The 22,408-nt window shown below is 46.7% G+C and carries 21 protein-coding genes; 7 read left to right on the top strand and 14 right to left on the bottom strand.

Translation table 11 applies throughout. The annotated features are described in order from the left end of the window. Nucleotides 1–77 precede the first annotated feature (77 nt). Nucleotides 78–1,067, top strand: coding sequence for a chromophore lyase CpcT/CpeT (locus ACWIP2_RS06345; RefSeq protein ID WP_448519071.1), 990 nt, complete (start codon nt 78–80; stop codon nt 1,065–1,067). Between the two features lies 1 nt (nt 1,068). On the opposite strand, the gene ACWIP2_RS06340 is transcribed toward ACWIP2_RS06345, so the two are convergent. Together ACWIP2_RS06340 and ACWIP2_RS06335 are read right to left on the bottom strand one after the other, a co-directional pair. Next, entirely contained in the window at nt 1,069–2,277 is a 1,209-nt protein-coding gene (locus ACWIP2_RS06340) for an NAD(P)-dependent oxidoreductase (RefSeq protein ID WP_448519070.1), read from the bottom strand. Nucleotides 2,278–2,330: 53 nt separating this feature from the next. Further along, complete coding sequence (locus tag ACWIP2_RS06335; protein ID WP_448519069.1) at nt 2,331–2,867, bottom strand: TrmH family RNA methyltransferase; 537 nt, start codon at nt 2,865–2,867, stop codon at nt 2,331–2,333. Nucleotides 2,868–3,005: 138 nt separating this feature from the next. Between ACWIP2_RS06335 and ACWIP2_RS06330 the strand changes: the two genes are divergently transcribed. Both ACWIP2_RS06330 and alaS read left to right on the top strand, forming a co-directional pair. Continuing rightward, nucleotides 3,006–3,422, top strand: a complete 417-nt coding sequence (locus ACWIP2_RS06330) for a (deoxy)nucleoside triphosphate pyrophosphohydrolase (RefSeq protein ID WP_448519068.1) — start codon at nt 3,006–3,008, stop codon at nt 3,420–3,422. A 32-nt stretch (nt 3,423–3,454) separates the two neighbouring features. Continuing rightward, nucleotides 3,455–6,118, top strand: coding sequence for an alanine--tRNA ligase (gene alaS / locus ACWIP2_RS06325; RefSeq protein ID WP_448519067.1), 2,664 nt, complete (start codon nt 3,455–3,457; stop codon nt 6,116–6,118). A 2-nt stretch (nt 6,119–6,120) separates the two neighbouring features. Here alaS and ACWIP2_RS06320 read toward each other — a convergent pair whose 3' ends face one another. From ACWIP2_RS06320 to ACWIP2_RS06300, 5 genes are all read right to left on the bottom strand, one after another. Continuing rightward, nucleotides 6,121–7,140 (bottom strand): glycosyltransferase family 2 protein, encoded by a 1,020-nt coding sequence (locus tag ACWIP2_RS06320; protein WP_448519066.1) that lies wholly within the window; start codon nt 7,138–7,140, stop codon nt 6,121–6,123. 5 nt (nt 7,141–7,145) lie between these two features. Continuing rightward, the gene (locus ACWIP2_RS06315; protein WP_448519065.1) at nt 7,146–8,099 is read right to left on the bottom strand and encodes a DUF368 domain-containing protein; all 954 of its coding nucleotides are present in this window, start codon (nt 8,097–8,099) and stop codon (nt 7,146–7,148) included. Further along, nucleotides 8,099–8,308: a hypothetical protein gene (locus ACWIP2_RS06310; protein ID WP_448519064.1), complete on the bottom strand. Its 210-nt coding sequence runs from the start codon at nt 8,306–8,308 to the stop codon at nt 8,099–8,101. The genes ACWIP2_RS06315 and ACWIP2_RS06310 overlap by 1 nt, the downstream gene beginning before the upstream one ends. A 48-nt stretch (nt 8,309–8,356) precedes the next feature. Next, on the bottom strand, nt 8,357–9,307 hold the full coding sequence (locus ACWIP2_RS06305) for an N-acetylornithine carbamoyltransferase (RefSeq protein WP_448519063.1): 951 nt from the start codon (nt 9,305–9,307) through the stop codon (nt 8,357–8,359). Between the two features lie 106 nt (nt 9,308–9,413). Next, entirely contained in the window at nt 9,414–10,241 is an 828-nt protein-coding gene (locus tag ACWIP2_RS06300) for a zinc ribbon domain-containing protein (protein ID WP_448519062.1), read from the bottom strand. 120 nt (nt 10,242–10,361) lie between these two features. On the opposite strand from ACWIP2_RS06300, the gene hemG reads away from it, so the two are divergent. Beyond that, nucleotides 10,362–11,684 carry a protoporphyrinogen oxidase gene (gene hemG / locus ACWIP2_RS06295; RefSeq protein WP_448519061.1) on the top strand — a complete coding sequence of 441 codons (1,323 nt, stop codon included), beginning with the start codon at nt 10,362–10,364 and terminating at the stop codon, nt 11,682–11,684. Here the strand turns inward: hemG and ACWIP2_RS06290 are convergent. From ACWIP2_RS06290 to trpS, 5 genes are all read right to left on the bottom strand, one after another. Continuing rightward, complete coding sequence (locus ACWIP2_RS06290) at nt 11,681–13,267, bottom strand: GAF domain-containing protein (protein ID WP_448519060.1); 1,587 nt, start codon at nt 13,265–13,267, stop codon at nt 11,681–11,683. The genes hemG and ACWIP2_RS06290 overlap by 4 nt on opposite strands. 58 nt (nt 13,268–13,325) lie before the next feature. Next, nucleotides 13,326–13,856, bottom strand: a complete 531-nt coding sequence (locus ACWIP2_RS06285; RefSeq protein ID WP_448519059.1) for a 5' nucleotidase, NT5C type — start codon at nt 13,854–13,856, stop codon at nt 13,326–13,328. Nucleotides 13,857–14,186: 330 nt separating this feature from the next. Next, nucleotides 14,187–14,864: a carotenoid biosynthesis protein gene (locus ACWIP2_RS06280; RefSeq protein WP_448519058.1), complete on the bottom strand. Its 678-nt coding sequence runs from the start codon at nt 14,862–14,864 to the stop codon at nt 14,187–14,189. A gap of 5 nt (nt 14,865–14,869) precedes the next feature. Next, entirely contained in the window at nt 14,870–16,924 is a 2,055-nt protein-coding gene (locus ACWIP2_RS06275) for a PAS domain-containing sensor histidine kinase (protein WP_448519057.1), read from the bottom strand. A gap of 13 nt (nt 16,925–16,937) precedes the next feature. Continuing rightward, complete coding sequence (trpS, locus tag ACWIP2_RS06270; protein WP_448519056.1) at nt 16,938–17,906, bottom strand: tryptophan--tRNA ligase; 969 nt, start codon at nt 17,904–17,906, stop codon at nt 16,938–16,940. 95 nt (nt 17,907–18,001) lie between these two features. Between trpS and ACWIP2_RS06265 the strand changes: the two genes are divergently transcribed. Beyond that, complete coding sequence (locus ACWIP2_RS06265; RefSeq protein WP_448519055.1) at nt 18,002–18,520, top strand: gamma carbonic anhydrase family protein; 519 nt, start codon at nt 18,002–18,004, stop codon at nt 18,518–18,520. Here ACWIP2_RS06265 and ACWIP2_RS06260 read toward each other — a convergent pair. Next, complete coding sequence (locus ACWIP2_RS06260) at nt 18,504–19,292, bottom strand: amidohydrolase (RefSeq protein ID WP_448519054.1); 789 nt, start codon at nt 19,290–19,292, stop codon at nt 18,504–18,506. The two genes, ACWIP2_RS06265 and ACWIP2_RS06260, sit on opposite strands and share 17 nt — an antisense overlap. Beyond that, nucleotides 19,285–19,932 carry a 16S rRNA (guanine(527)-N(7))-methyltransferase RsmG gene (gene rsmG, locus ACWIP2_RS06255; RefSeq protein ID WP_448519053.1) on the bottom strand — a complete coding sequence of 216 codons (648 nt, stop codon included), beginning with the start codon at nt 19,930–19,932 and terminating at the stop codon, nt 19,285–19,287. Before rsmG ends, ACWIP2_RS06260 begins: the two co-directional genes overlap by 8 nt. Before the next feature lie 56 nt (nt 19,933–19,988). On the opposite strand from rsmG, the gene ACWIP2_RS06250 reads away from it, so the two are divergent. Together ACWIP2_RS06250 and cas6 are read left to right on the top strand one after the other, a co-directional pair. Next, a complete protein-coding gene (locus tag ACWIP2_RS06250; protein WP_448519052.1) occupies nt 19,989–21,449 on the top strand; it encodes a M28 family peptidase in 1,461 nt (486 codons plus the stop codon). 237 nt (nt 21,450–21,686) lie between these two features. Continuing rightward, on the top strand, nt 21,687–22,408 hold a 722-nt coding region (gene cas6 / locus ACWIP2_RS06245), incomplete at its 3' end, for a CRISPR-associated endoribonuclease Cas6 (protein WP_448519051.1).

Raw genomic sequence — 22,408 nt, 5'->3', positions numbered from 1 at the left:
TCAAACTCTTGCAGGCAGGTACAGAAATTTCCATAAATTTGCTTGAGTGTACACTTTATCAACTTGACTAACTGTCTATGAAAACGAACATCAAACTACTTACAATTGCATCGCTGTTAATTGCTTGTCAGGCAATTGCACAGAAAAACAAAAATCCGCTACAGCAAGACCTCGACACTATGATGGTCTGGTTTACAGGTGAATTCGATAATTTCCAACAGGTCTGGAAAGAGAAGCGCGATTCGGTAAAGCCCGATCTGATGCACGAGCATATTCACTCTATTTTTGCTCCTGTACAAGTGCCTGCTTTCGGTAAGCATGTATTCTATGTAAAGCAATACATGGACGGCAATCCGAAAAAAATATACCGCCAACGGCTGTACAGTTTCGGTATAGATGCTGCCGAGAGAGCTATTCGATTAGATATTTACAGTTTTCCCGTAGATAGCCTCTACTACGACGCACATTTACAGCCTGATAAATTGCGCGACCTCAAGCCCGAACAACTCATTACTACGCCCGGCTGTGGTGTGTTTTGGAAGCGCAACGGTGATCACTTCATCGGCTATATGAAGCCTCGTGCCTGCAATGTAGTCTCTAAACGCACAGGCAAACGCATCTATATTACCGACAGCCTCAAACTTACACGCGACGAAATATGGATCCGCGATGAGGCAGAAGACGAAGACGGCAACTACGTATTCGGTCATAAAGGGAAGATTCCTCACATGCTCAAACGCTCGACTTATTACACCGCATGGATGGTCGTGCAAAATCCACTCAAGCAAAACGAGTATTTCACAATGCGCAACCTACGCCTGCACAATCAAGGCGATAAGGTGCAATTCGTTACTGAAAAAGGCGAACCTACCAAATACTGGTTAGAGCTATCCGAAGTCGTGTACGGAAAAGATATGCAAGTACTCAAGTTGGCTATTTACGAAGAGGGTAAACCTGAAGCCATTGCCTACACATGGGGCAATACCGACGCGAAACGCTTAGGTATCAATATGCGCAACCTGCAGGCAGGCATTACGATTGAATCAGGCCCGAGCAACCGCAAATAAGTTACTCCCGCCCCTCTGCAAAAGCCTGCAAATAGGAGTAGCGCTGTGTCAAACGATTGCCCTTGGTAATGGTAGCCCGCGCGATAATGCCTTGCTCATCGTTGAACAAATGCGCCAAAATGCGCTCAATGAAAATGCCGCCGAATTCTTCCGAAGCATCGCGGGGCAGTTCGCTGGGAAGATTGTCAATCGCCATTACCGAAACATTGTCAGGGTGGCTGTAAGGCGGTTCTAATTGTTCGGTAAAGCGGTTGTAGTCATACACAGGGTCGCCGATTTTGCTGGGGCGCTTCGTGGACGGAATCGAGCCGTCAATGTCGCAAGTAATATCAGCAATGACGCGAATCCGAAAGTCATCGCGTTTCATTTCTTCGGCACTAAACAATCGCGGCGCTTTGGGATTCCAATAAGCGGCTGCAATTAATAGGTCTGTATTGCGATAAAACGGCTCAAAATGCGACTCAAAATGTTCTGGAAAACTGTAAAATTCTTCTGCAATGAACTTGCGCCCTTTTTTGTGTACATGATAGGCAGAAGAGTTTAGCTGTGTGTAAACAGGCATAGAAAATTGCTTTTGGTTCAGGTATTCCATTACGTCCACGCGCTCAATTTTCATTTCATCGAGCATTTCCATCGCGCCTTTGGCTACGCGTCCGCTACCCGTAACGGCAATTTTGATAGGGGGCAACGCCAGTTTATGCAGACCAAAAATCAGTTCGTGGCGGTCGAAACACTGATGCGCCGGTTTGAGATGAAACAGGTTGTATTTTTCGCCATAAGCCAGAATGCCGTTGTAAGCGCCTACTAACCCCGCATAATGCCCGAAAGCAATCAGGCGATTGCCTTTTTCATCGGTCAGGGTCTCGTAGTCCACCATAGTAATATTTTTTTGCAACAAAGCCTGCAAAAGCGGACGGTTATAAGCCTGTTTTTTAATCGTATGCGAAAAGAAAAAGTAAACTTTATTGGCTATCAGTTGCGGAATGGGTACTTCTTTAATGCCCAGCAGCACATCGCAATGGCTCAAATCTTCACTAAGCGGCAGTCCTTCGGCGGCATATTCCTTATCTGCATAGCAGCGGATAGGGCTGGGCTGTACGTATATTTCAATGTGAGGATATAAGCGGCGAATCAGCGTACATTGACGTGGAGTTAGCGGCACGCGGCGGTCGGGTGGAGTCTTGCCTTCTCTGATAATTCCGATTTTCATGGAGTTAAAATAGGTGAATAAAAAATGACATGTTGTCGTAAGCGGCTATCTGGTCATCGGGCGGCCAAACCGCGCACAAAGTAATGCCACATTACAATACCGACCGTTACGGCAATATTAAATGAATGTTTAGCGCCAAATTGCGGGATTTCCAGCGCAAAATCTGCCGCTGCGACTGCTGCTTCGCTTACGCCGGTAGCTTCATTGCCAAAAATAAAGGCATAACTAACTTCCTCTTGCGGAAAAAATTCGTGCAACATAATTTTTTCGTTGGTTTGTTCCACAATCGCGAGTTGAAAATTTTGACCTTTGAGCCGTTGTAAGCAGGCAGCGGTATCGGCAAAATATTCCCAAGCCACGCTTTGCTGTGCGCCAAGCGCCGTTTTGTGAATATCCCGATTGGGCGGCGTGGCGGTAATGCCACACAGATAGAGTTTATACACCCCGAAGGCATCCGCCGTGCGAAAAACCGAACCCACATTGAGCGCACTGCGGACGTTGTCGAGTACAATGGCCACATTTCGGTTAGCAAATTGCTTGTAATCCTTCGCATCTATTCGCCCTAATTCTTCTATGCTTAATTTGCGCATTTTTTTGACTGTCTTAAACGCTGATATTGGCGGATTGCACGGATGTAGGCGGATTTTTTGTCTATATGTATCCGTGTCATCTGCGTTCTAATCGTGTAAACGCTGCAAAGTTAGGGCAATAATACCGACATTTGCACCATGTCCCGCACCCTTTCCGTAACCTGTGCCATCATCGTCCACGAGGGGCGTGTGCTGGCTGCCCAACGCGCTGTGAATCGTTCGCAGGGCGGCTTGTGGGAATTTCCCGGCGGCAAAATGCATGCAGGCGAAACAGCGGAGGAGTGCATCCGCCGCGAAATTGCCGAAGAACTAGGCGCGGCAGTGCGCATCATTGCCCGCCTGCCCGATTGCGTGCATCACTATCCCGACAAATCCATCCGCCTGATTCCTTTTGTCTGCGAACCTGAAAAAAATGCTGATTTTCAGTTGATTGAACATAACAAAATCCGCTGGTGCGCCGACGAAGAGCTGCACCTGTTAGACTGGTGCGCTGCCGATGTGCCTGTGTTGCGGCAGTATCTTGCATGGAAATTTGCCGATGAAAAACCGGATTAACTTTTATCTTTGCCCGTTCAAATATCCCAATGATGACTGCCAACGAAATACGCCAGCAATTTTTAGACTTTTTTATCAAAAAATGCGGACATGCTTACGTCCACTCTGCGCCGATGGTATTAAAAAACGACCCGACGCTGATGTTTTCCAATTCGGGCATGGTACAGTTTAAAGACTACTTTTTGGGCAACCGAGCGCCGGAACACAAGCGCGTAGCCAATTCACAAAAGTGTCTGCGCGTATCGGGCAAGCACAACGACTTGGAAGATGTAGGGCTGGATACCTACCACCATACCATGTTTGAAATGCTCGGCAACTGGTCTTTTGGCGATTATTTCAAAAAAGAAGCCATTCAGTGGGCTTGGGAGTTGCTCACCGAAGTTTATCGTTTGCCCAAAGACAGGCTGTATGTGACCGTTTTTGGCGGCGATAAAAAAGAAGGACTGAGCCGCGATGATGAAGCCCGCGAACTCTGGAAGCAGCATATAGACGAAAACCGCATCCTTTACGGCAACAAAAAAGACAATTTCTGGGAAATGGGCGACCAAGGGCCATGTGGGCCTTGCTCGGAAATTCATATAGACTTGCGCCCTGATGTCGCGCGCGCGCAGGTATCGGGCTATGATTTGGTCAATAAAGACCATCCGCAGGTAATTGAGATTTGGAACTTAGTGTTTATGCAGTTCAATCGCAAGGCGGATGGCAGCCTCGAACCCCTTCCCGACAAGCACGTGGATACGGGCATGGGCTTTGAACGTTTGGTAAGAGCCATTCAAAATAAAGTTTCTAACTACGACACCGACATTTTCCAGCCGATTATCCGCCAATTAGAGCAGGAATCGGGTAAAAATTATCATCAGGCTGAACAGGAAAACAGCAAAGTGGCTGTCGCTATGCGTGTGGTGGCAGACCACCTGCGCGCCGTTGTTTTTGCCATTGCCGACGGGCAGTTGCCTTCCAACAACAGGGCAGGCTACGTTATCCGCCGCATTCTGCGCCGCGCTGTGCGCTATGGCTACACATTCTTAGGTTTCCGACAGCCTTTTATGTGCCATTTAGTGCCGCTGTTGGCTGAACAGTTTGCAGCTATCTTTCCCGAAGTAAAAGCCCAGCTCGATTTTATCGCAAACGTGGTGCGCGAAGAAGAAGCGGCTTTTTTGCGTACATTGGAAAACGGTTTGCGTATGTTAGATGATATTATCGCCCAGTCTGCCGATAAAAAAATTATTGATGGAAAAATAGCGTTTGAACTATACGATACTTACGGCTTTCCACTGGACTTGACGGCGCTCATCGCCCGCGAAAACGGCTTATTGATAGACGAAGCCGGTTTTGACAAAGCGATGCAAGAGCAGAAGGAACGCTCGCGCAGCGCAGCCGCTTCCGAAAAAGGAGATTGGATTATCCTCGAGCCTTCCGATGAACCTACCCAATTTGTTGGTTATGAGGCAGATGAGGCAGAAGCCCGCCTGCTCCGCTACCGCCAAATCACAGACAAAAAAGGAACGCAATACCAGCTTGTGTTAGATCGCACGCCCTTCTATGCCGAAAGCGGCGGACAGGTAGGCGATACGGGCATTTTGGTCATTCACGGAGATACCCCTCGCAAAATCCACATTGCAGACACCAAAAAGGAAATTGACCAAATTGTTCATTTTACTTACGATAAATTGCCTGAAATTTTGACAGGTGTTAATGGAGCGCCTGTTGTAACGGCGTTGATAGACAGCAACCGCCGCCGTTTGATTGAAAGCAATCACACAGCTACGCACCTAATGCACGCCGCTTTGCGCGAAGTGCTTGGCACGCACGTGGCGCAAAAAGGCTCATTAGTCAATGATGAAGCGCTTCGCTTTGACTTCTCTCATTTTGCCAAAATGACGGAGGCAGAAATAGCGCAGGTAGAAAAAATTGTCAATGCTAAAATCCGCGCAAACATTGCGTTAGACGAGCAGCGCAACGTGCCGATAGAACAAGCCAAAGCAATGGGAGCTATGGCGTTATTTGGCGAAAAATACGGCGATTTTGTCCGTGTGATTACCTTTGATAAAAATTTTAGCGTAGAACTTTGCGGCGGTACACACGTTGCACAAACAGGAACCATCGGATATTTTAAAATTGTATCGGAAGGATCTTCTGCCGCAGGTGTGCGCCGAATTGAAGCAGTTACAGCCGTTAAGGCGGAGGAAATGATTAATCAGGAAATGGCCTTGCTGGATGCAGTGCGTAGCTTGCTGAAGAATCCGAAAGATTTGCTCAAATCCCTAGAAGGCTTACTGGAAGAAAAACAGACCTTACAAAAGGAAATTGAGCGCCTGCAAAACGAAGCGCTTCAAGTTGTCAAGCAAGAGTTACGCAAGCAAATCACTAATAAAAACGGCGTTCAGTTTTTAGCTGCACAAGTAGATGTGCCTAAAGCCGATGCGTTGAAAACGCTGGCTTTCCAGTTGAAACAAGAAACCGAGTCGCTGTTTGCTGTATTAACTGCGGCAATTGACGGCAAAGCACATGTTGCCGTGATGATTGCGGACAACTTGGTAAAAGAACGCAACTGGAACGCTTCGCAAATCGCAAAAGACTTTGCCAAATTAGTGGAAGGCGGCGGCGGCGGTCAGCCGTTCTTTGCAACTGCGGCAGGGAAAAATACAGCCAAGCTCAAAGCAGTACTGATGGCTGCTGAGCAGGTATTGGTATAACTTTAGCGCAAGAAAGCCCTGATACATAGGGCAATCAATAGTCCGTTTTTGCGTAAGCCATTGGCTTGCCAAAGCGGACTGTTGAAGTATTGTTTCAAGGCAGCAAGTCCTTCGGCATGGCGTAAATGCCAGTAATCATACCAGATTTCGGCGAGTACTTCTGTCATAGCTTCCGGGGAATAGCGCCTTTTTTGCTGATTTTTTTGTAGCAGCAGTCCAAGCCAGTTCTTGGCGGCTCGTGCAAAATCATTATTTTTTTCAAATTGGCGATGGCGCAACTGTTGGTGGAGGTGCAACTGTGCTTCGGTAGGTTCGACACCGATCGCCTTTAAGTGCGCAGTAACGATGCGGGCTGTCTGCAATGAGCTTCGATCTGCTGCGCGATTTGTCCAACTGTTGCGGTGTTCGCGTCTTGCGCCCAACTTTTGAGGCAGTATATGAACGCCCGTTATCTGCGCGACATCTGTCCATAGCGCATAATCTTCGCAGGGTTCAAAATCAGGCTGAAAACCTTTCAGCTGTAGCCAAATACCGCGCCGCATCATAACAGCAGATAGTGCGAAAGCATTTCCAAACAGCAAAAAAACAGGTAAATGTGTATCTTTCTCCTTGCGCCATTGCCATTGTACAGGATGCAACATACCGTTTTCATCTATAATGTCTAACCAATGCGCTGCAAGTCCTACCTGCGGATGCTGTTGCAGGTATTGCACTTGTTGTTGCAAGCGCTGCGGATAGGCCAGATCGTCTGCGTCCAGAAAGGCAATTAGTTCACCTGTGGCATGGTCAATGGCATGGTTGCGGCTGCGTGCAGCGCCTCTCGTTTGAGGATTTGAGAACAGGTGAATGCGTTGGTCGCGCATAGTCCATTGTGTAACGATGGCAGCTGTCCGATCGCAACTGCCATCGTCGACCACTATGAGTTCCCAATCTACAAACACCTGATCTACAACGCTTTGGATAGCTTTGTCAATGTATTTTTCCGCCTGTAGCGCGGGCATAATCACGCTGACGAGTGGCATCTGTATCAGTTTGATTGCCGGGAAGCGGTGCGTTCAATCAGATAAACAAGAGCAAAACCGAAGATACAAAGCAGCACACAGGCAAGTAGCATCGGATCTTTCCCCGTCAGTTCGAGATATTGTGTCGGTAATACGTTTGCCTCTACAATCGGCTTCATCTTACCGTGGCGGTCTGTGTAGTATTCCAACACCTGCTTCCATGGCCAGACCTTGTTTAGCGAACCAATCATAAAGCCCATCAACATAGCTACAGCCAGATCGTGGTGGCGCCTCAGTAACCAGTGCAGTACATGTGAAAAACTCAACAGTCCCGTAATACAACCCAATGCAAAGGTGATGATGACTTTAAAATTCAATTCGGTCAGCGAGCGGATGATGTATTCGTATTTACTGAGCAGCAAAAGAATGAAACTGCCCGAAATGCCGGGTAAGATCATTGCGCAGATGGCAAGAGATCCGCTTAGGAAAATAAACCATAAGTCGGTTGGTGTTTCTACGGGTACGGCAACTGTTACCCAGTAAGCAAGCACAGCGCCAACCAGCAGAAAGGCAATAGCTGCAACATTCCACTTTTTGACTGACTTGGAAACCAGTAGAGCCGAAGCGATGATCAGCCCGAAGAAGAAAGCCCAAAGCATTTCAGGATAGTTTGCAAGCAGGTAGAGGATGAGCTTGGACAGCCCAATAACAGCCACGCCGATACCTGCAAAAAGGACGAGCAGAAAAGTCCCGTCTATATGTTGCCAGAGTTCTTTGATGCGAAAACCCAATAAGAGTTTCAGGGCTGCGCCGTTGGCAGAACGAATGGCATTGAGAAGCCGCTCGTAAATACCTGTAATAAAGGCTATTGTACCTCCCGAAACACCCGGAACTACGTCGGCAGATCCCATGGCAATACCTTTCAGGAAGAGGAAGATATACTCTTTCACGTGAAGTTTGTTCAGCAAGAATATAGCCATTAGGCGGCTTTCACATCTTTTATTTCATTTTTGCACTCTTCGCCTGCTTTTTTGCCGCAAACCAAGCAATCTACGCCATTTTCGCGCAGAACTGGGCTTTGCGTTGCGCAGGTGCCTTTGAATTCACCGTTTTTCAGGAATAACAAACGCACACTCATCAATGCAAAGAACATGGCCATGATGCCAACTGCCAAAAGAATCGTTGTCATGTGTATAGGAGATTAACTGTTACAAAATTAATGATTTTTCCGCGCTTCTCATAGGTTTTCCAACATGCGTTTCAGTACGGCCTGACAAGCCCAGACGCGATTGGCTGCCTGCGGAATGATAAGCGATTGGGGGCTGTCAATTACCGCATCGTCCACCACTACGTTTCGGCGCACCGGCAGGCAGTGCATAAAATATGCGTTGTTGGTCAGCGCCATTTTATCTGCCGAAACCGTCCACGAGCGATCGCGAAGTAGTATCTGTCCGTATTCGCTATAGCTCGACCAGTTTTTAGCATAAATAAAGTCTGCATTTTTGAAGGCTGCTTTCTGGTCGTAGGTGATGATAGCTCCCTGTGTGAAAGCAGGATCGAGTTCGTAGCCCTCAGGATGTGCAATCGTGAGATCCATATCGGCAGCCAGCATCCACTCGGCAAACGAGTTGGGTACGGCCTGCGGCAAGGCGCGTGGGTGCGGCGCCCAAGTAAGTACTACTTTGGGGCGCGGCTTTTTCTTGTACTCTTCTATCGTTACCAGATCGGCAAGGGATTGCAGCGGATGGCGCGTAGCCGACTCAAGGCTAACTACAGGCACGCCCGAATAGCGGATAAAATCAGTGAGGTTTTGTTCGGCATAGTCATCGTCTTTATTGACCAAAGTAGCAAAAGATCGCAGCCCGAGAATATCGCAGTATTGCCCCATGACAGCGACAGCATCTTTGATATGTTCTGCCGCATCGCCGTTCATTACTACGCCCTCGCCTGTTGCCATTTTCCAAGCGTCCTTATCAGCATTCATCACCATTGCCTGCATCCCCAGATTTAAAGCGGCCCGTTGCGTGCTTAGGCGCGTTCGCAGGCTGGGATTCATAAACACCAAACCGATTACTTTATTCTTGCCCAAGTGCTGGTGGGCAAAAGGATTTTTTTTGAGCGCAAGCGCTTCTTGCACAAGGTCATTCAAAAAATGACGCACATCGGCTACACCGGTAAATTGTTTCATGGCAATGGTAGGACAAAAAAAGAATTGGATCGGTATGATTGAAAAAACCCTAAGGATGGCAATACATCCTCAGGGCCTTAAAAAACATTTGCGGCGTTGTGGTCGCTTAATCATCTAAGCTCCCCAAACCTACGTCTAAAACCTCGACTTTTTCTTCGATAGCGCGGCGGCGACTTCCTTTTTTAGCAGTTGCAGATTTTTCGGGAGCGACTGCCTCTTCTACCCCTGCCAGTATCCTGCCGCAATGTTCGCAAATAATCAGTTTTTTCTGTTCTTTGATCTCGGCTTGGCGCTGCGGAGGCACAATATTGAAACAACCTCCACAAGCATCGCGCTTGACAGTAACGACAGCTAACCCGTTGTTTGAGTTTTCGCGAATTTTCATGTAAGATTTGTACAAGCGAGGATCGAGACTCTTGGCGCGTTTCTCGCGTTCTTTGAACAGCCTTGCTTCGTCTTCTTTGCTTTCGGCAATAATTAACTCAAGTTCTTTGCGCTTGTTCTCCAAATCTTTTTGGCGCTCTGCAAGCATTACCTCTGTTTCTTCTATCTGCTTTTTCTTACCTTGTATTTTGAGTTCGGTTTCTTTTATTTTCTTCTGAAAGATTTGAATTTCAAGCTCTTGCAACTCTATTTCTTTGCTGATAGCGGCAAACTCGCGGTCGTTACGGACATTTTCTTGTTGCGCTTGGTACTTTTCGATCAACTTTTCCGCATCTTTGATGCTCTGCTTGTTGCTGCTGATCGTTTCGTTGAAAGACCTTAACTCCTCATTAAACTTTGCAATACGGGTCTGATAGCCGGCGATTTCATCTTCCAAATCCTGTACTTCTTCGGGTAAATCCCCTCTGATTTTGTCAATTTCGTCTAATTTGGAATCTATCTGCTGTAGTTTGAGCAGGGCTTCTAATTTCTTTGCTATCGGGTTTTCCATGAGAGGACGGGCAAGTGTATCTTTGTTTGATGATTGCCGCAAAGTAAGGCATTATTTCAGCAATAATCAAGCAATTGAAATGCGAAAGCCATGTGGAAGGCTAAATATAATTGATTTTTTATGAGCAAAACTAATCAATCTCTGCCAACGGCGATCATAGGTGCGGGCATATCGGGGCTGGCATTGGCACAGGCACTACAGAAAAAAGGTATTCCTGTAGCTGTTTTTGAGGCAGATCTGTCGCCGGGCGGCAATATCAAAACTGTACATGCAGGCGCTTACAGATTCGATACGGGGCCCAACTCGCTGCTGGTAGATGGGCAGGTACACCAATTTTTGTCTGACACAGGCATTAGTGATCTGATGATAGCGCCTTCTGTAGCATCTAAAAACCGCTACATTTTGTGGAAAGGCCGCCCTGCTTTGCTGCCCACATCGCCGCCGGCACTTTTGAAAGGCGATTTTTTTTCATGGCGCACCAAATGGCGCATACTTACCGAGTTTTTCAGAAGAAGCAAGGGGGCAGCAGATGAAACGCTGGCAGCATTTGTCCGCCGTCGTTTCTCCGATGAAGTAGTCGAAAAAGTATTAAAGCCCTTTGTAGCAGGCATTTATGCGGGCGATCCTGAGCAATTACTGGTGCGTGAGGCATTTCCACAACTTGCCACTTACGAGCGCGAGTTCGGTTCTGTATTGCGCGGCTTGCTCAAAGCGGGCGGAGGCGGACGCAAGCAATCTTACACCTTTCAGGGGGGGATGCAGGGACTTGCCCATGCACTTGCCAAAGGTTTGGATATTACCTATAGAGCAAAACTGATTGCTATTCAAAAAGATACTGACAACGGTTTTCAACTCTCATTTGAGAGTGGGGGAGAGTTTGCTGCTGCGCGGCTGGTACTGGCTTTGCCTGCTTTTCAGGCTGCCCGATTGCTCTCAAATCTTTATCCTTCTGCCGCAAATGCGTTTGAAGCAGTGTACTACCCGCCTATGTGTGTGGTGCATACAGTATTTGCCAAAAGCGCCGTCAACAACCTTCCCGATGGCTTTGGCTTATTGCATCCAAAAGCAGAAGGTACATTTACGGCAGGCAGCATCTGGAGCAGCAGTATCTTCCCCGATTGCTGCCCCGAAGATCAGGTACTATTTACCAACTTCGTTGGCGGCGCTATGTTTGCTGAAAAAACCGAACTTCCCGATGAAGAAATTATTGATAATGTGTCAAAAGAGTTGCAGCGTATTTATCACATACAGGACGAGCCACTTGCCACACACTTTACCCGCTGGAAAGCTGCCATTCCGCAATACGATCTGCACATAGGCGCTGCTAAACAGGCGGCAACAGAACTACGACAAGACGGCATCTATTGCCACTCCAACTGGGTACACGGCATATCGCTGGCGGACTGCATTCGGGCAAGCATATCGCTGGCAGACCAGTTTTAGTATGTGCTGCGCGGTTGTTTGTCCTCGCCTCTTGTGGCGGCAACCGTGCGGCTGAGCGATTCATGTGTTGCATGAAGCTCTTCCATATTTTGGCGTAGTTCTTCTTCCTGCGCTCGCATAATTTCGGTTTGCTGTTTGAGCTGCTCGAGTAGGATGCGATTCTGCTCTGCATTTTTCTGTGCGGCTATTGCGGCGGCTAAAGACTCGGCTATTCGCTCCAAAAACAGGATCGTTTCCTTGTCGTATTCGCTTAGTGTAGCCAGTTCGATCACGCCTTCTACCAATTCGTTGGTTTTGAGCGGCAGCAAGAGCAGTTCGGAAGGCTTCAGAACTCCCAGCCCCGCAGAGATAGCCGTATAATTTGCCGGAATTTTGGCAATATGCAGCAGTTGTTTTTCGAGATAGACCTGCCCTACCAACCCCTCGCCGGGTGCAACATGACGCTGTATGGCCTTGATGCGCTCATAGGCATAACAGGCACTCATTTGGAGCACCACAGTGTCGTTCTGTACTTGTTCAATGAATAGCGCTCCTTGCAGGCTGCCCGTATAACGCACGATGAAAGAAAGCGCCTGAACAGATAGTTCATTGAGGTTGTATTGATATTTGCGCAACAGATCGTTAAACTGAGAAATGCCCTCTGCCGCCCATTTGCGACGTGCCTCTTCATGACTGACGCGCGCCAACTTATCTCTGAGTTGCAACAACTCGCCAACAACGTTAGTGGTGTTCAATGCTGCGTTTTCAGGTGTAAGTCCGTCCCATGTGATGTCGTATTTTCCTTCGGCAATACATCGAATAAAAAACTCAGCCTGTTTCATGTTTTGGGTAACGTTATTGATAATGTCTGATGGGGTAAGCCCTTTTTTCTCTTTTCCATCATTAAAAAGTTCTGTGCGGTTGGTATAGTCGAGTTGTTGCAAGAGTTGCTCGCGGTTAAGGGCATCCCGCTGTAGTTTGCGCGCTAGCCAGATCAGCAAGGGAATACCAATAATTAACAACAGCAGTTGGAAACTTCGGTTGAGTGCAAAGGCTAACTGTAAATCTGCTTCTGCTTGCTGCACGCGCTGTGTTTCAAAGTCCCTAACTGCTATCCATGTAGAGTAGTAGAAGTGCCAAAGCGCCTTTCCGCGATCTTCCCGCAGCAAATCATAGAAGCGCTCCATATTGTTCTCTCGCACCTGCCGCTCCATTTCCAGAATGTAGCTTTCGTAGTCCTTGATGGCTTGCATAGCAGAACGCATTTTATCCTCGAAAGGATAATTACGCAGGCGCATAACTGAATCTATGATGTCTGTGCTGGTTTTGTAGCGTCTTCCATTTTCGCGGTAGGCATCCAGATAGACAGTGTCGCGCGTGATTGCAAACCCACGAATACCAACATCCAGTGCGCGGATAATATCTATGTACTGGATGTTGTAGTGGACATACATGGTATCATAAAAAGCGCGATTTTCCGCCAATGTATCAATTTTGAGCTTAGTATTGTAGGAAGTAATGATACCTATACTGATTAGTGCGGCTACGATGTAAACAGAGACATAAATAAAGTTTTTTTGCAGCCAATGTAAAAGACGCGACATATGGGTTCAAGTATTATTTTCACTTTCACGTTTTCCAAATTACGACAAAGTGCCTTTTTTACAAAAATCTTGCGCCTATTTCCGCCCAGTTGTTCACGCGCTCATAGCCTTGTAAGTGGATATTGTGTGGGGCAGTAAATACGATAGGTGTTCCGGTAAAGTGAATCAGGTTTTTCTCGTGATCGTCTATCAGGTAGTCGGCTTGGATCATGTACTTATGTCCGCAGAGGACGATATATCGCCAGTCTATGAATGGAAAATGTTCAGCGAGCCATTCTACTTTCTCGCGCAGCGATTGGGGAAACTCGATAGCTGCCGAGACGATGAAAACCTCGTACTTTTCGACTAATTCGCGCATCACCTCGCGGCTGTCGGGTAGGGGCTGCATATGGCGAAAGAAGCCCTCTTCCCAAAGCCAATGCCTGACCTGTTGGTAAGGTATGCCGGCTTTTTGGAGCAGATCGTTGCGAAGTTCGTGTTTTGCTATAACAACGCCATGCCTTTCGGCTACTAACTGGATGAATCTGCCGGTAGCATCTGCCATTACATCATCCATGTCAATGGCAATTCGCTGCTTATTTGTTTTCATTGTTTGTCGGTTCAAGTAAATAGTCAAATTAAAGTTTCCTTTATCGTTCGATGCCCCTATGATGCCACACCTGCGGTGTTTAGCTAATAAAATTACACAATAGCCTACAAAGGTAGCAGTCCTATGGGCTTTGCGTAACAAAAAGCCGTTGGGCTTGCTGTCTTTGCAGTAAAATCGTGTATTTTTTATTGACAAAATGCCGTAGCTGTAACAGCTACAATTTCCTGTATATGAACGCGGAAGGCTGTAAAATTCAGCAAGCCTTCATAGGTCAAAGTTTCCTACAATTTCCTGTATATGAACGCGGAAGGCTGAATTTTGTACAACTACTTAAAGTGCTAAGAAGATGGCTACGTTGTGTGCCAGAAAAAACAAGGTCTGTGCGATCAGCACAACGGTTGCCATACGGTTCTTCGTTTGCATACGCGGGTTAAGCGCCAGAAATACTGCGCCGATGGTAGATCCCGTAATCAGCCAAGCGATGTAGTTTTGCAAAGGAACAGGCGCACCGAACCAGTGCCAAAGTCCAAAGCGAATAGCAAAGGGTTCGATCAGCACATCCAGCAGCGTCATGCCCGTACCGATAATAAGGGTTTTTTGCCACAGTGCCCAAGTTTTATGTGCCATCAGCGCAGCTATGGCATAGATAAGCAAAAGCCAATTGACACCTATCATCAGCGGTGTGTCCCAGATTTTGATGCCCAGCACCTCACCGTAGGCGTATTGCCCAAAAATAAACCCGGTTTGTACACCTGCAAGTTCTACCAGAAAGCCCCCCAGCCATACCAAAAAACAACTGATAAAAAATAAACTCGTGCGATCTTGGTGGAAATACAACATAACACCAAGCGACACCAACAGTGTAAGGGGAGTTAAGGATACAAATAATGCAGAGGTTGGCTCCCAAAGCATAAAGCCAAAGCCGAAGAGGTGCATCGAAACAATCAATAGCGCAAGCCACTCAAAGGATTTCCATTGTTTGACAGACAAAAGGTTATTTGGTTGCATAGCAGTTAGGCATGGTTCGGTAAAATAACCGTAAAAGTAGTGCCTTGTCCGTATTCTGTTTGCATGTCAATTGTTCCACCCATGCGCGTAACTGTTTGCTTAACAATGTAAAGCCCTAAGCCTGAGCCTTGTGCATTGGCAGTTGCACGGAAAAACATATCAAACACTTTGTCTGCAAGCTCTTGCTTGATACCAATACCGTTATCTTGGATAATAAAAACAGCTTTTTCAGGTGTTACTTGTACGCTAATTTCTAATCGGTTGTCGTTTTTATAGACGTTTGCGTATTTGATCGCATTGGAGATGAGGTTGCGCAGAATGATGACCAAGCGCACCGGATCGGATTTGAAAATCTGTGCCTCATCGGGCAGGTGATAGGTGATCCGCATCCGCTGAAAATTATCCATGTATTTCAGGTCTTCTAAAGCCTCCTCGAGGATCGCCTCAATCTTAATCGGTTCGAGATAGTCCTCTTTGCGGTTGGCACGCGAGTAGTCCAGCATAGAAAGCACAAAACGATCGAGCCTTTTAATACTTTTAACCATATTTTCAAGACACTCTTTGAGCATTTCGGGACTGTGCAAGTACATGTACATAACGTCTATCAGCCCCAGCAGCGAGGTAAGCGGCGAGCGGATGTCGTGCGATACTTTATGCACAAACTGGTCTAATTCATAATTGCGCTCGGAAAGCTCCTTAATGGCATTGTCTAAGCTGTATTGATGTAGTTTAAGCACCTCATTGGCTTGGATAAGTGCTTCTTCTTTTTGCAGTAAATCTTGATTTTGCTGTTCAATTCTCAAACTGTATTGCTGAAGCGCATTCTTGGTAATGCGCTCCTGTGCCTCTATTTCTTTGAGGCGCGTAATATCAACGTCTAAACGGTAAATACTCGATACATTGATTACCGAATTGTCTGCAAGCACGGGAATCATGCTGCTAATCACCCAAATCTTTTTGCCATTTTTTGTTTTCACAAGCATTTCGGTAGGTTGTGAAGGCTGTTGGGTGCGAAGTACTTTGTTCAGTTGCTCAACAGTTGCATGGCTATTGACAAAAAACTCGGATAGATGCCGCCCCGCTACCTCCTGACCGCTGTAGCCGTAAATCTCTTTGCTGTGTGTATTCCAGTAGGTAATGATCCCTTGAGGGTCGTAGGCTTGGATGGCAACGAGCGGCGTGTTGTTGAGTAGGCTATCTAATACATTAAGCGTATGTACGATCTGCTTCTCTGCAAGTTCGCGGTAGCTGTCTATCTGCTGCTTGATGCGTAGATTGCGGATGCTGTTGGCAAAGGTTGTAGCAAAAAATACAAGCACTGCATCCAGTTTTTTTTGTGAAAGCAAAAAAGGCCCGGAAGAGTACAGGCTCAGCAAACCCTCTACTCCCTGATCGGATCTTATCGGCACAATGATCATCAGGCTGAAACCACTCTGGCGAACAATATCCTGCAATGGCTTCAATTCCTCAGGCACATGAGCGTCTGTGCGGAGGAGGTAGCGTGTACGCGGCCCTAAAATATTAATCAGGCTGTCCAGCATAGCCGAACTGAGAGATAATAATTGCGGTAAAGGCGATACATCTTTATTTCTGATAAAGCTAAGTTGCGTGTGCTGAGCCCAGTCGCTATTGGCTTTGGGATAGATAACCCCTGCATCGTAGTTACCGATCAGCGTAATACTCTCCAGAATTTTGATAATGCTCTGATCATTATGAACATCGCTCAGTATGCCACTGGAAAGTTGGAGTAGCAAGTTGTTAATTTCGTCGGCAGGATTTTTGTAAAGTTGCCCTGTAGAGGAAGATTCTTCCAGAATAGTAAACCAACGCAGATCGGGCGAGTTTAGCGGGCGCTCTTGCAGCCTGAGGGTGCGCTCACCTATTACAAGAACGGGAGTATCAGCAAACTGAATGCGATGCGATGCGATACAATCTGCTCCAATCAGTTGCTTAGCCTGCCGATTGGCATACCTAATCTCGCCCGCGGCGTTGCATAGCACAACAGACTGTCCGCTCTGCTCTAAGAGTTCCTGTAACAGGTGAATCTCAGGTTGTATCATTAGCATTTTATTGTTAAAAACCAAGTCTTTGACGCACCTTAGCCAATACCTCGCGGGCAATGATACGCGCTTTGGCTTCGCCTTTTTCAAGTGCTGCCTCTAAAGCTGCACTGTCGGACATGTAATAATTGAATCTTTCGCGCTCTTTGCCAAATTTTGCTACAATCACTTCATATAATTCTTGCTTGGCCGCACCGTAGCCATAGTTGCCTTCCAAGTACTTTTCGCGCAATTGCTGCGTCTGATCGGGCGTAGCAACAAGCGAATATAGTTTAAAAACTGTACACGTGTCAGGGTTTTTAGGTTCTTCAAGCGGAGTGCTGTCTGTTTTGATGCCCATTATCTGTTTTCTGAGTGCTTTTTCGGGCAGAAAAATGTCTATTATGTTGTTGTAAGATTTACTCATCTTTTGTCCGTCCGTACCCGGAATTGTCTTGACCTCTTCGCTGATGCGGGCTTGGGGTATAACAAAAACATCGCCGTACTGGTGATTGAAAGAGCGGGCAATATCGCGTGTAATTTCCAGATGTTGTTCTTGGTCTTTGCCCACAGGAACAAAATGTGCTTCGTACAACAAAATATCGGCTGCCATTAGCACGGGGTAGGTAAACAAACCTGCATTCACATCTGCCAAACGATCCGATTTATCTTTGAACGAGTGTGCGTTGGCAAGCATCGGATAGGGCGTAAAACAGTTCAGATACCATGCCAACTCGCATACCTCCGGCACCATTGACTGGCGGTAGAAAGTATTGCGCTCAGTATCAAACCCAAAAGCAAGCCAAGCAGCAGCTACCGCACGGGTATTTTCCTTTCGGAGTGCCGCATCTTTAATAGTGGTTAGCGAATGCAGATCCGCTATAAATATGAAGGCTTCGTTTTTAGGGTCTCTGGAAAGTTCGATAGCGGGAATAATTGCGCCTAGCAAGTTGCCTAGGTGCGGTCTGCCCGAACTCTGAATCCCTGTAAGAATTCTTGACATTGGAAATAGTTTTATACTTTTGTTGGAAAACACGCCGCAGGCAACACTTACCAAGCGGCAAAATTACTAAGACGCTAACTCTTATACAAAATATTATGGCTCTGATCAAAGCAGTCAACGGAATAATGCCTGTTATTGGCAAAAATTGTTTTCTAGCAGATAATGCCACTATCGTAGGACAAGTAACGATGGGCGAAAATTGCAGTGTATGGTTCAATGCCGTTGTTCGCGGCGACGTTAACACTATCACCATCGGGCATACGACCAATATTCAAGATGGAGCAGTGATTCACTGTACCTATCAGCGGGCAGCAACGGTTATCGGCAACCGTGTCTCTATTGGACATAATGCCATCATTCACGGGTGTACGTTGGAAGATGACGTGCTGGTCGGCATGGGTGCTATTGTGATGGATCATGCCGTTGTACAAAAAGGCGCATTCATAGCCGCAGGCGCAATCGTTCTGGAAAACACAATTTGCGAAGCAGGTTTTCTTTACGCGGGCATTCCTGCAAAAAAAATCAAGCCTATTGACGATAAACTGCGCGACATCTTGCAACGCACCCCCGGCAACTACGTTATGTACAGCCGCTGGTTCATGGAAGTATCTTAAAAAGATCGGCATCTTGCTGAAACGGAAATGACTGCCGAAACTTGTTCAGTTGCTTTTTATCTAAAGCAACAGTAGGCGTGGCAGTCGTTTCTTTGGCATAGAAAAGCACATGTCCGGTATAATCAATAATGGCAGATTCTCCCGTGTAGTCGTGTCCATAGCCGTCTTTGCCGATGCGATTGACTCCCACGCAATACGACTGATTTTCGATTGCACGGGCTTTGAGCAGCGTATTCCATGCGTGTACACGCGGCGCAGGCCAACTGGCCACATAGATCAACAGGTCGTATTGCAGATCTGACCGCAACCTCGACCATACAGGAAAGCGCAGATCATAACAAATCATTGGGCAGATGCGCCAGCCGCGCCACTCTACAACCAGCGGCTTAGTTCCGGCAGTGTAGCGCGTCGTCTCTCCTGCCATTCCGAAAAGGTGTTTTTTGTCGTAGTGTAAATGTTTACCATCGGGCTGCATCCATAAAAATCGGTTGTAATAGCGCCCGTTTTCCTGCACAATGTAGCTGCCGCAAACAGCCGCATGAGTTTGCGCAGCCATTTGCTGCATCCATTTTTGCGTGTGCAGGTTCATCGGCTCTGCCAATTTTTCAGGCGACATGGTAAAGCCTGTTGTAAACATTTCCGGCAATACAATTACATCTGTTGGAGTACCTAACTGCCAAATCATCTCCTCGAACATTGCGCGGTTAGCTTCGGGGTTTTCCCAATGCAAATCGGCTTGTAATACACTGACGCGCAGGTGTTCCTCAGGCATGTGCATAAACTAATTTTTTAGTGTGGAAAAAATCTTCCGAAAAATAGTAGCGCAACTCATAAAACTTAAAAAAGTGCGGAAACGCTGCAAACTCTTCTATCAGATCGCCACCTTTGAGACAGAGTAATCCATTAGGCATTTCATGTTGCGATTTCTTGGCAATCAAATGCGCAGTCCATCGCCAAAAGGTGTTAATTTCTGCAACTGCACGGCTCAGTACAAAGTCAAATTTCTGATTGACATCTTCCGCGCGAATCTGAACGGCTTTCACATTGGTTAGGCCTAATTGTCGGGCAACATCTTCTACCACGCGGATCTTCTTACCGATAGAATCAATCAACAAAAACTCAACCTCAGGAAAAAGTACAGCCAGCGGAATACCCGGGAATCCGCCACCCGTTCCCACATCAATCAAACGACTGCCGGGTGCAAATTGAATGATTTTTGCAATAAAAAGCGAATGAAGAACATGCCTCTCGTAAAAATTTTCAGTGTCTTTGCGCGAGATTACGTTGATCTTGCCGTTCCAGTCCTCGTATATAGGGTACATCTCCAAAAACTGCCGGCGTTGCTTATCGCTCAGTTCGGGGAAGTATTTCTCTACAATTTTAAAAAGTTCTGTTGTTTGTGGATTTGCCATAAGGCAAAGTTATGGCTAAATTTAGGTTTTGATAGGCTCATCCAAATCTCAAACGCATGAAAAAACAAATCTTTGCCGCTATTTTCCTTGCTCTGGCAATAGAGGCTGCCGCACAAAGCAATGCTAACGACAAGGTTTTGCAAAATATTTATCGCGAAGCAACCAACAACTCTCAGGCTTACAGCGCTTTAGATAAAGCCTGCAGCACTATCGGGCATCGGCTGACGGGCAGTGCAAATGGTGCAAAAGCAGAACAATACACCTATGATTTCCTGAAAAAATCAGGATTGAAAGACATTCGCTTTCAGCCGTTCGAGGTGCAGTCATGGTCGCGTGGAACTGTATCGCTGGGCATAGGTGCGGTCGGCAGCGATGCCTTTCCTGAAATGCCCGCGGCTACTTTGGCGCATTCCCCTGCCGAAGCAGACGTAAATGCAGCCATTATAGACTTGGGCGATGGTCTGGCGACAGAATTTGAAGCAGCAGCAGACCAGGTCAAAGGAAAAATTGTGCTGATGAATATTGGCCTGACCAATCGCGCAGAAGGTAGAAAAAATCTGCATCGTTCTGAAAAAACAGCGCTTGCCATCAAATACGGCGCCATTGGTGTTATCATGATTAACAATGCGCCCGGTAAAATATTACTAACAGGAACAGCATCGGTTACAGGAAAAACTATCAGCATTCCCGCTGTCAGCATCACCAATGACGACGGCATTAAACTCCGCGAAGAATTAAAAACACGCCAACTGGCTGCCCGCATCCGCATGACCAATAATATTGGCACAATCAAAGCCCGCAATGTGATCGGAACGATCAAAGGCAGCGATCCTTCGGCAGGTAAAATTGTCATCGGCGGACACTTAGATTCATGGGATCTGGCAACAGGCGCGGTGGACAATGGCATCGGCTCATTTACGATTCTCGACATTGCCCGCACTTTTGCCGCACTGAAACTCAAACCTAAGCGCACCATCGAGTTTGTAATGTTTATGGGCGAAGAGCAAGGGCTGCTTGGTTCGCGCCAGTACGTACAGCAAGCAATCGCCGACGGCAGTATCAAAAAAATAGACCTGATGATTAATGTAGATATGACTTCTAATCCTACCGGATTTTCTGTGCCCGGACAGCCGCAAGCAGAGGCTTTCTACAAGGAAATCGGCGAAAAGCTCAAAGCTATTGACAATAGTTTTACTAATAACTTCGCTTCAAGTGCAGGTTTACACTCTGATCATCAGCCTTTTATGTTGCAAGGAGTACCGGTTATGAGTTTCACAGGGAGTCTCCCTGCCCATGTACTCAACTGTTACCATGCAGACTGCGACAATATGAATCTGGTAGATGCACAAGCCCTGAAGCACACCGTGCGCATGATAGGAATGGCGCTTTATGAGTTAGCAAATGCCGCCGAGTTGCCACTCAAGCGCATGGACGACGAAACAGTCAAGAATTTCCTAATTGACAACGGTCTGAAAGAACCCCTTGTCATCAGCGGCGACTGGAGATGGGGTAAGTAAGTGGCTTTTATCTACAACATGCAGGCTATTGATAGGTTGCCGCTGTAAATAGTACAGCAGCACCCCATAATTTTTACTCCAAGAATCATTTACCTGTCATGGGTCAATCCTTTTGAGTATATATTAGATGTAATTTTATCATCAAGATTGCAGGTTTATTTTTATCAAGAAAATTGCTTCGATTCGAATAATTAATTTATCTTGCTCACATTGCAATCGAAGTCAAATAGACTTTTTATGAGATTAAAATTATTATTCAGCATCGAAGATGGCTATTATCTAAACTTTAATTACCCCTACTACATAGCAAGCTGGCTTTATAAGCAGATCGCCTATGCAGATGCGCCTCTTGCTGAATTTTTACACCGTCAAGGTTACCAAAGTGGGAGGAAAAACTTCAAACTACACACGTTCAGCAGCCTGCAAACGAATTTTACGGTAGAAAACGGCTTGATGCGTATTAAAAGCCGAGAAGCAAGTTTGCATCTCAATTTTTATTTGGATACAGTAGCCGAGCGCTTTGTACAAGGACTTTTTATGCACCAACACTGCATTTTAGGCGATAACCAATACCGCCTGCGCATGACTGTTCGGCAGGTAGAAGTATTGCCCATGCCCCCGCTGCACACAACCACGCACTTACAGATGCGCTCGCCCATTGTAGTAAGTCGCAGAAATGAACGCGGGTTACACGACTACCTTAGCCCGGAACACGAAGAATATGCAGATCTACTGCTCAAAAATCTGATTGAAAAATACGAATCCTGCGGCGCTTCGTTAGACCCATCCTGGCAAAACCACCCTTTTGAGTTTCGCCTGCTTCGGTATCATAAAAAACCCTATCGGCTCATTAGCATCAAATCGGGTACGCCTGAAGAAACCAAAGTGCGCGGCTACCTGTTCGACTTTGCCCTTACCGCTCCTACTCCCCTCATAGAAGTAGGGCTACTTGCCGGTTT

The sequence above is a fragment of the Rhodoflexus sp. genome (assembly GCF_053489755.1).
This window is presented reverse-complemented; position numbering and strand designations above follow the sequence as displayed.

Bases quoted from the DNA above. Each gene is read 5' to 3' on its own strand.
- ACWIP2_RS06345 (WP_448519071.1), top strand. From the start codon at position 78: ATGAAAACGAACATCAAACTACTTACAATTGCATCGCTGTTAATTGCT.
- ACWIP2_RS06340 (WP_448519070.1), bottom strand. From the start codon at position 2,277: ATGAAAATCGGAATTATCAGAGAAGGCAAGACTCCACCCGACCGCCGC.
- ACWIP2_RS06335 (WP_448519069.1), bottom strand. From the start codon at position 2,867: ATGCGCAAATTAAGCATAGAAGAATTAGGGCGAATAGATGCGAAGGAT.
- ACWIP2_RS06330 (WP_448519068.1), top strand. From the start codon at position 3,006: ATGTCCCGCACCCTTTCCGTAACCTGTGCCATCATCGTCCACGAGGGG.
- alaS (WP_448519067.1), top strand. From the start codon at position 3,455: ATGACTGCCAACGAAATACGCCAGCAATTTTTAGACTTTTTTATCAAA.
- ACWIP2_RS06320 (WP_448519066.1), bottom strand. From the start codon at position 7,140: ATGCCACTCGTCAGCGTGATTATGCCCGCGCTACAGGCGGAAAAATAC.
- ACWIP2_RS06315 (WP_448519065.1), bottom strand. From the start codon at position 8,099: ATGGCTATATTCTTGCTGAACAAACTTCACGTGAAAGAGTATATCTTC.
- ACWIP2_RS06310 (WP_448519064.1), bottom strand. From the start codon at position 8,308: ATGACAACGATTCTTTTGGCAGTTGGCATCATGGCCATGTTCTTTGCA.
- ACWIP2_RS06305 (WP_448519063.1), bottom strand. From the start codon at position 9,307: ATGAAACAATTTACCGGTGTAGCCGATGTGCGTCATTTTTTGAATGAC.
- ACWIP2_RS06300 (WP_448519062.1), bottom strand. From the start codon at position 10,241: ATGGAAAACCCGATAGCAAAGAAATTAGAAGCCCTGCTCAAACTACAG.
- hemG (WP_448519061.1), top strand. From the start codon at position 10,362: ATGAGCAAAACTAATCAATCTCTGCCAACGGCGATCATAGGTGCGGGC.
- ACWIP2_RS06290 (WP_448519060.1), bottom strand. From the start codon at position 13,267: ATGTCGCGTCTTTTACATTGGCTGCAAAAAAACTTTATTTATGTCTCT.
- ACWIP2_RS06285 (WP_448519059.1), bottom strand. From the start codon at position 13,856: ATGAAAACAAATAAGCAGCGAATTGCCATTGACATGGATGATGTAATG.
- ACWIP2_RS06280 (WP_448519058.1), bottom strand. From the start codon at position 14,864: ATGCAACCAAATAACCTTTTGTCTGTCAAACAATGGAAATCCTTTGAG.
- ACWIP2_RS06275 (WP_448519057.1), bottom strand. From the start codon at position 16,924: ATGATACAACCTGAGATTCACCTGTTACAGGAACTCTTAGAGCAGAGC.
- trpS (WP_448519056.1), bottom strand. From the start codon at position 17,906: ATGTCAAGAATTCTTACAGGGATTCAGAGTTCGGGCAGACCGCACCTA.
- ACWIP2_RS06265 (WP_448519055.1), top strand. From the start codon at position 18,002: ATGGCTCTGATCAAAGCAGTCAACGGAATAATGCCTGTTATTGGCAAA.
- ACWIP2_RS06260 (WP_448519054.1), bottom strand. From the start codon at position 19,292: ATGCCTGAGGAACACCTGCGCGTCAGTGTATTACAAGCCGATTTGCAT.
- rsmG (WP_448519053.1), bottom strand. From the start codon at position 19,932: ATGGCAAATCCACAAACAACAGAACTTTTTAAAATTGTAGAGAAATAC.
- ACWIP2_RS06250 (WP_448519052.1), top strand. From the start codon at position 19,989: ATGAAAAAACAAATCTTTGCCGCTATTTTCCTTGCTCTGGCAATAGAG.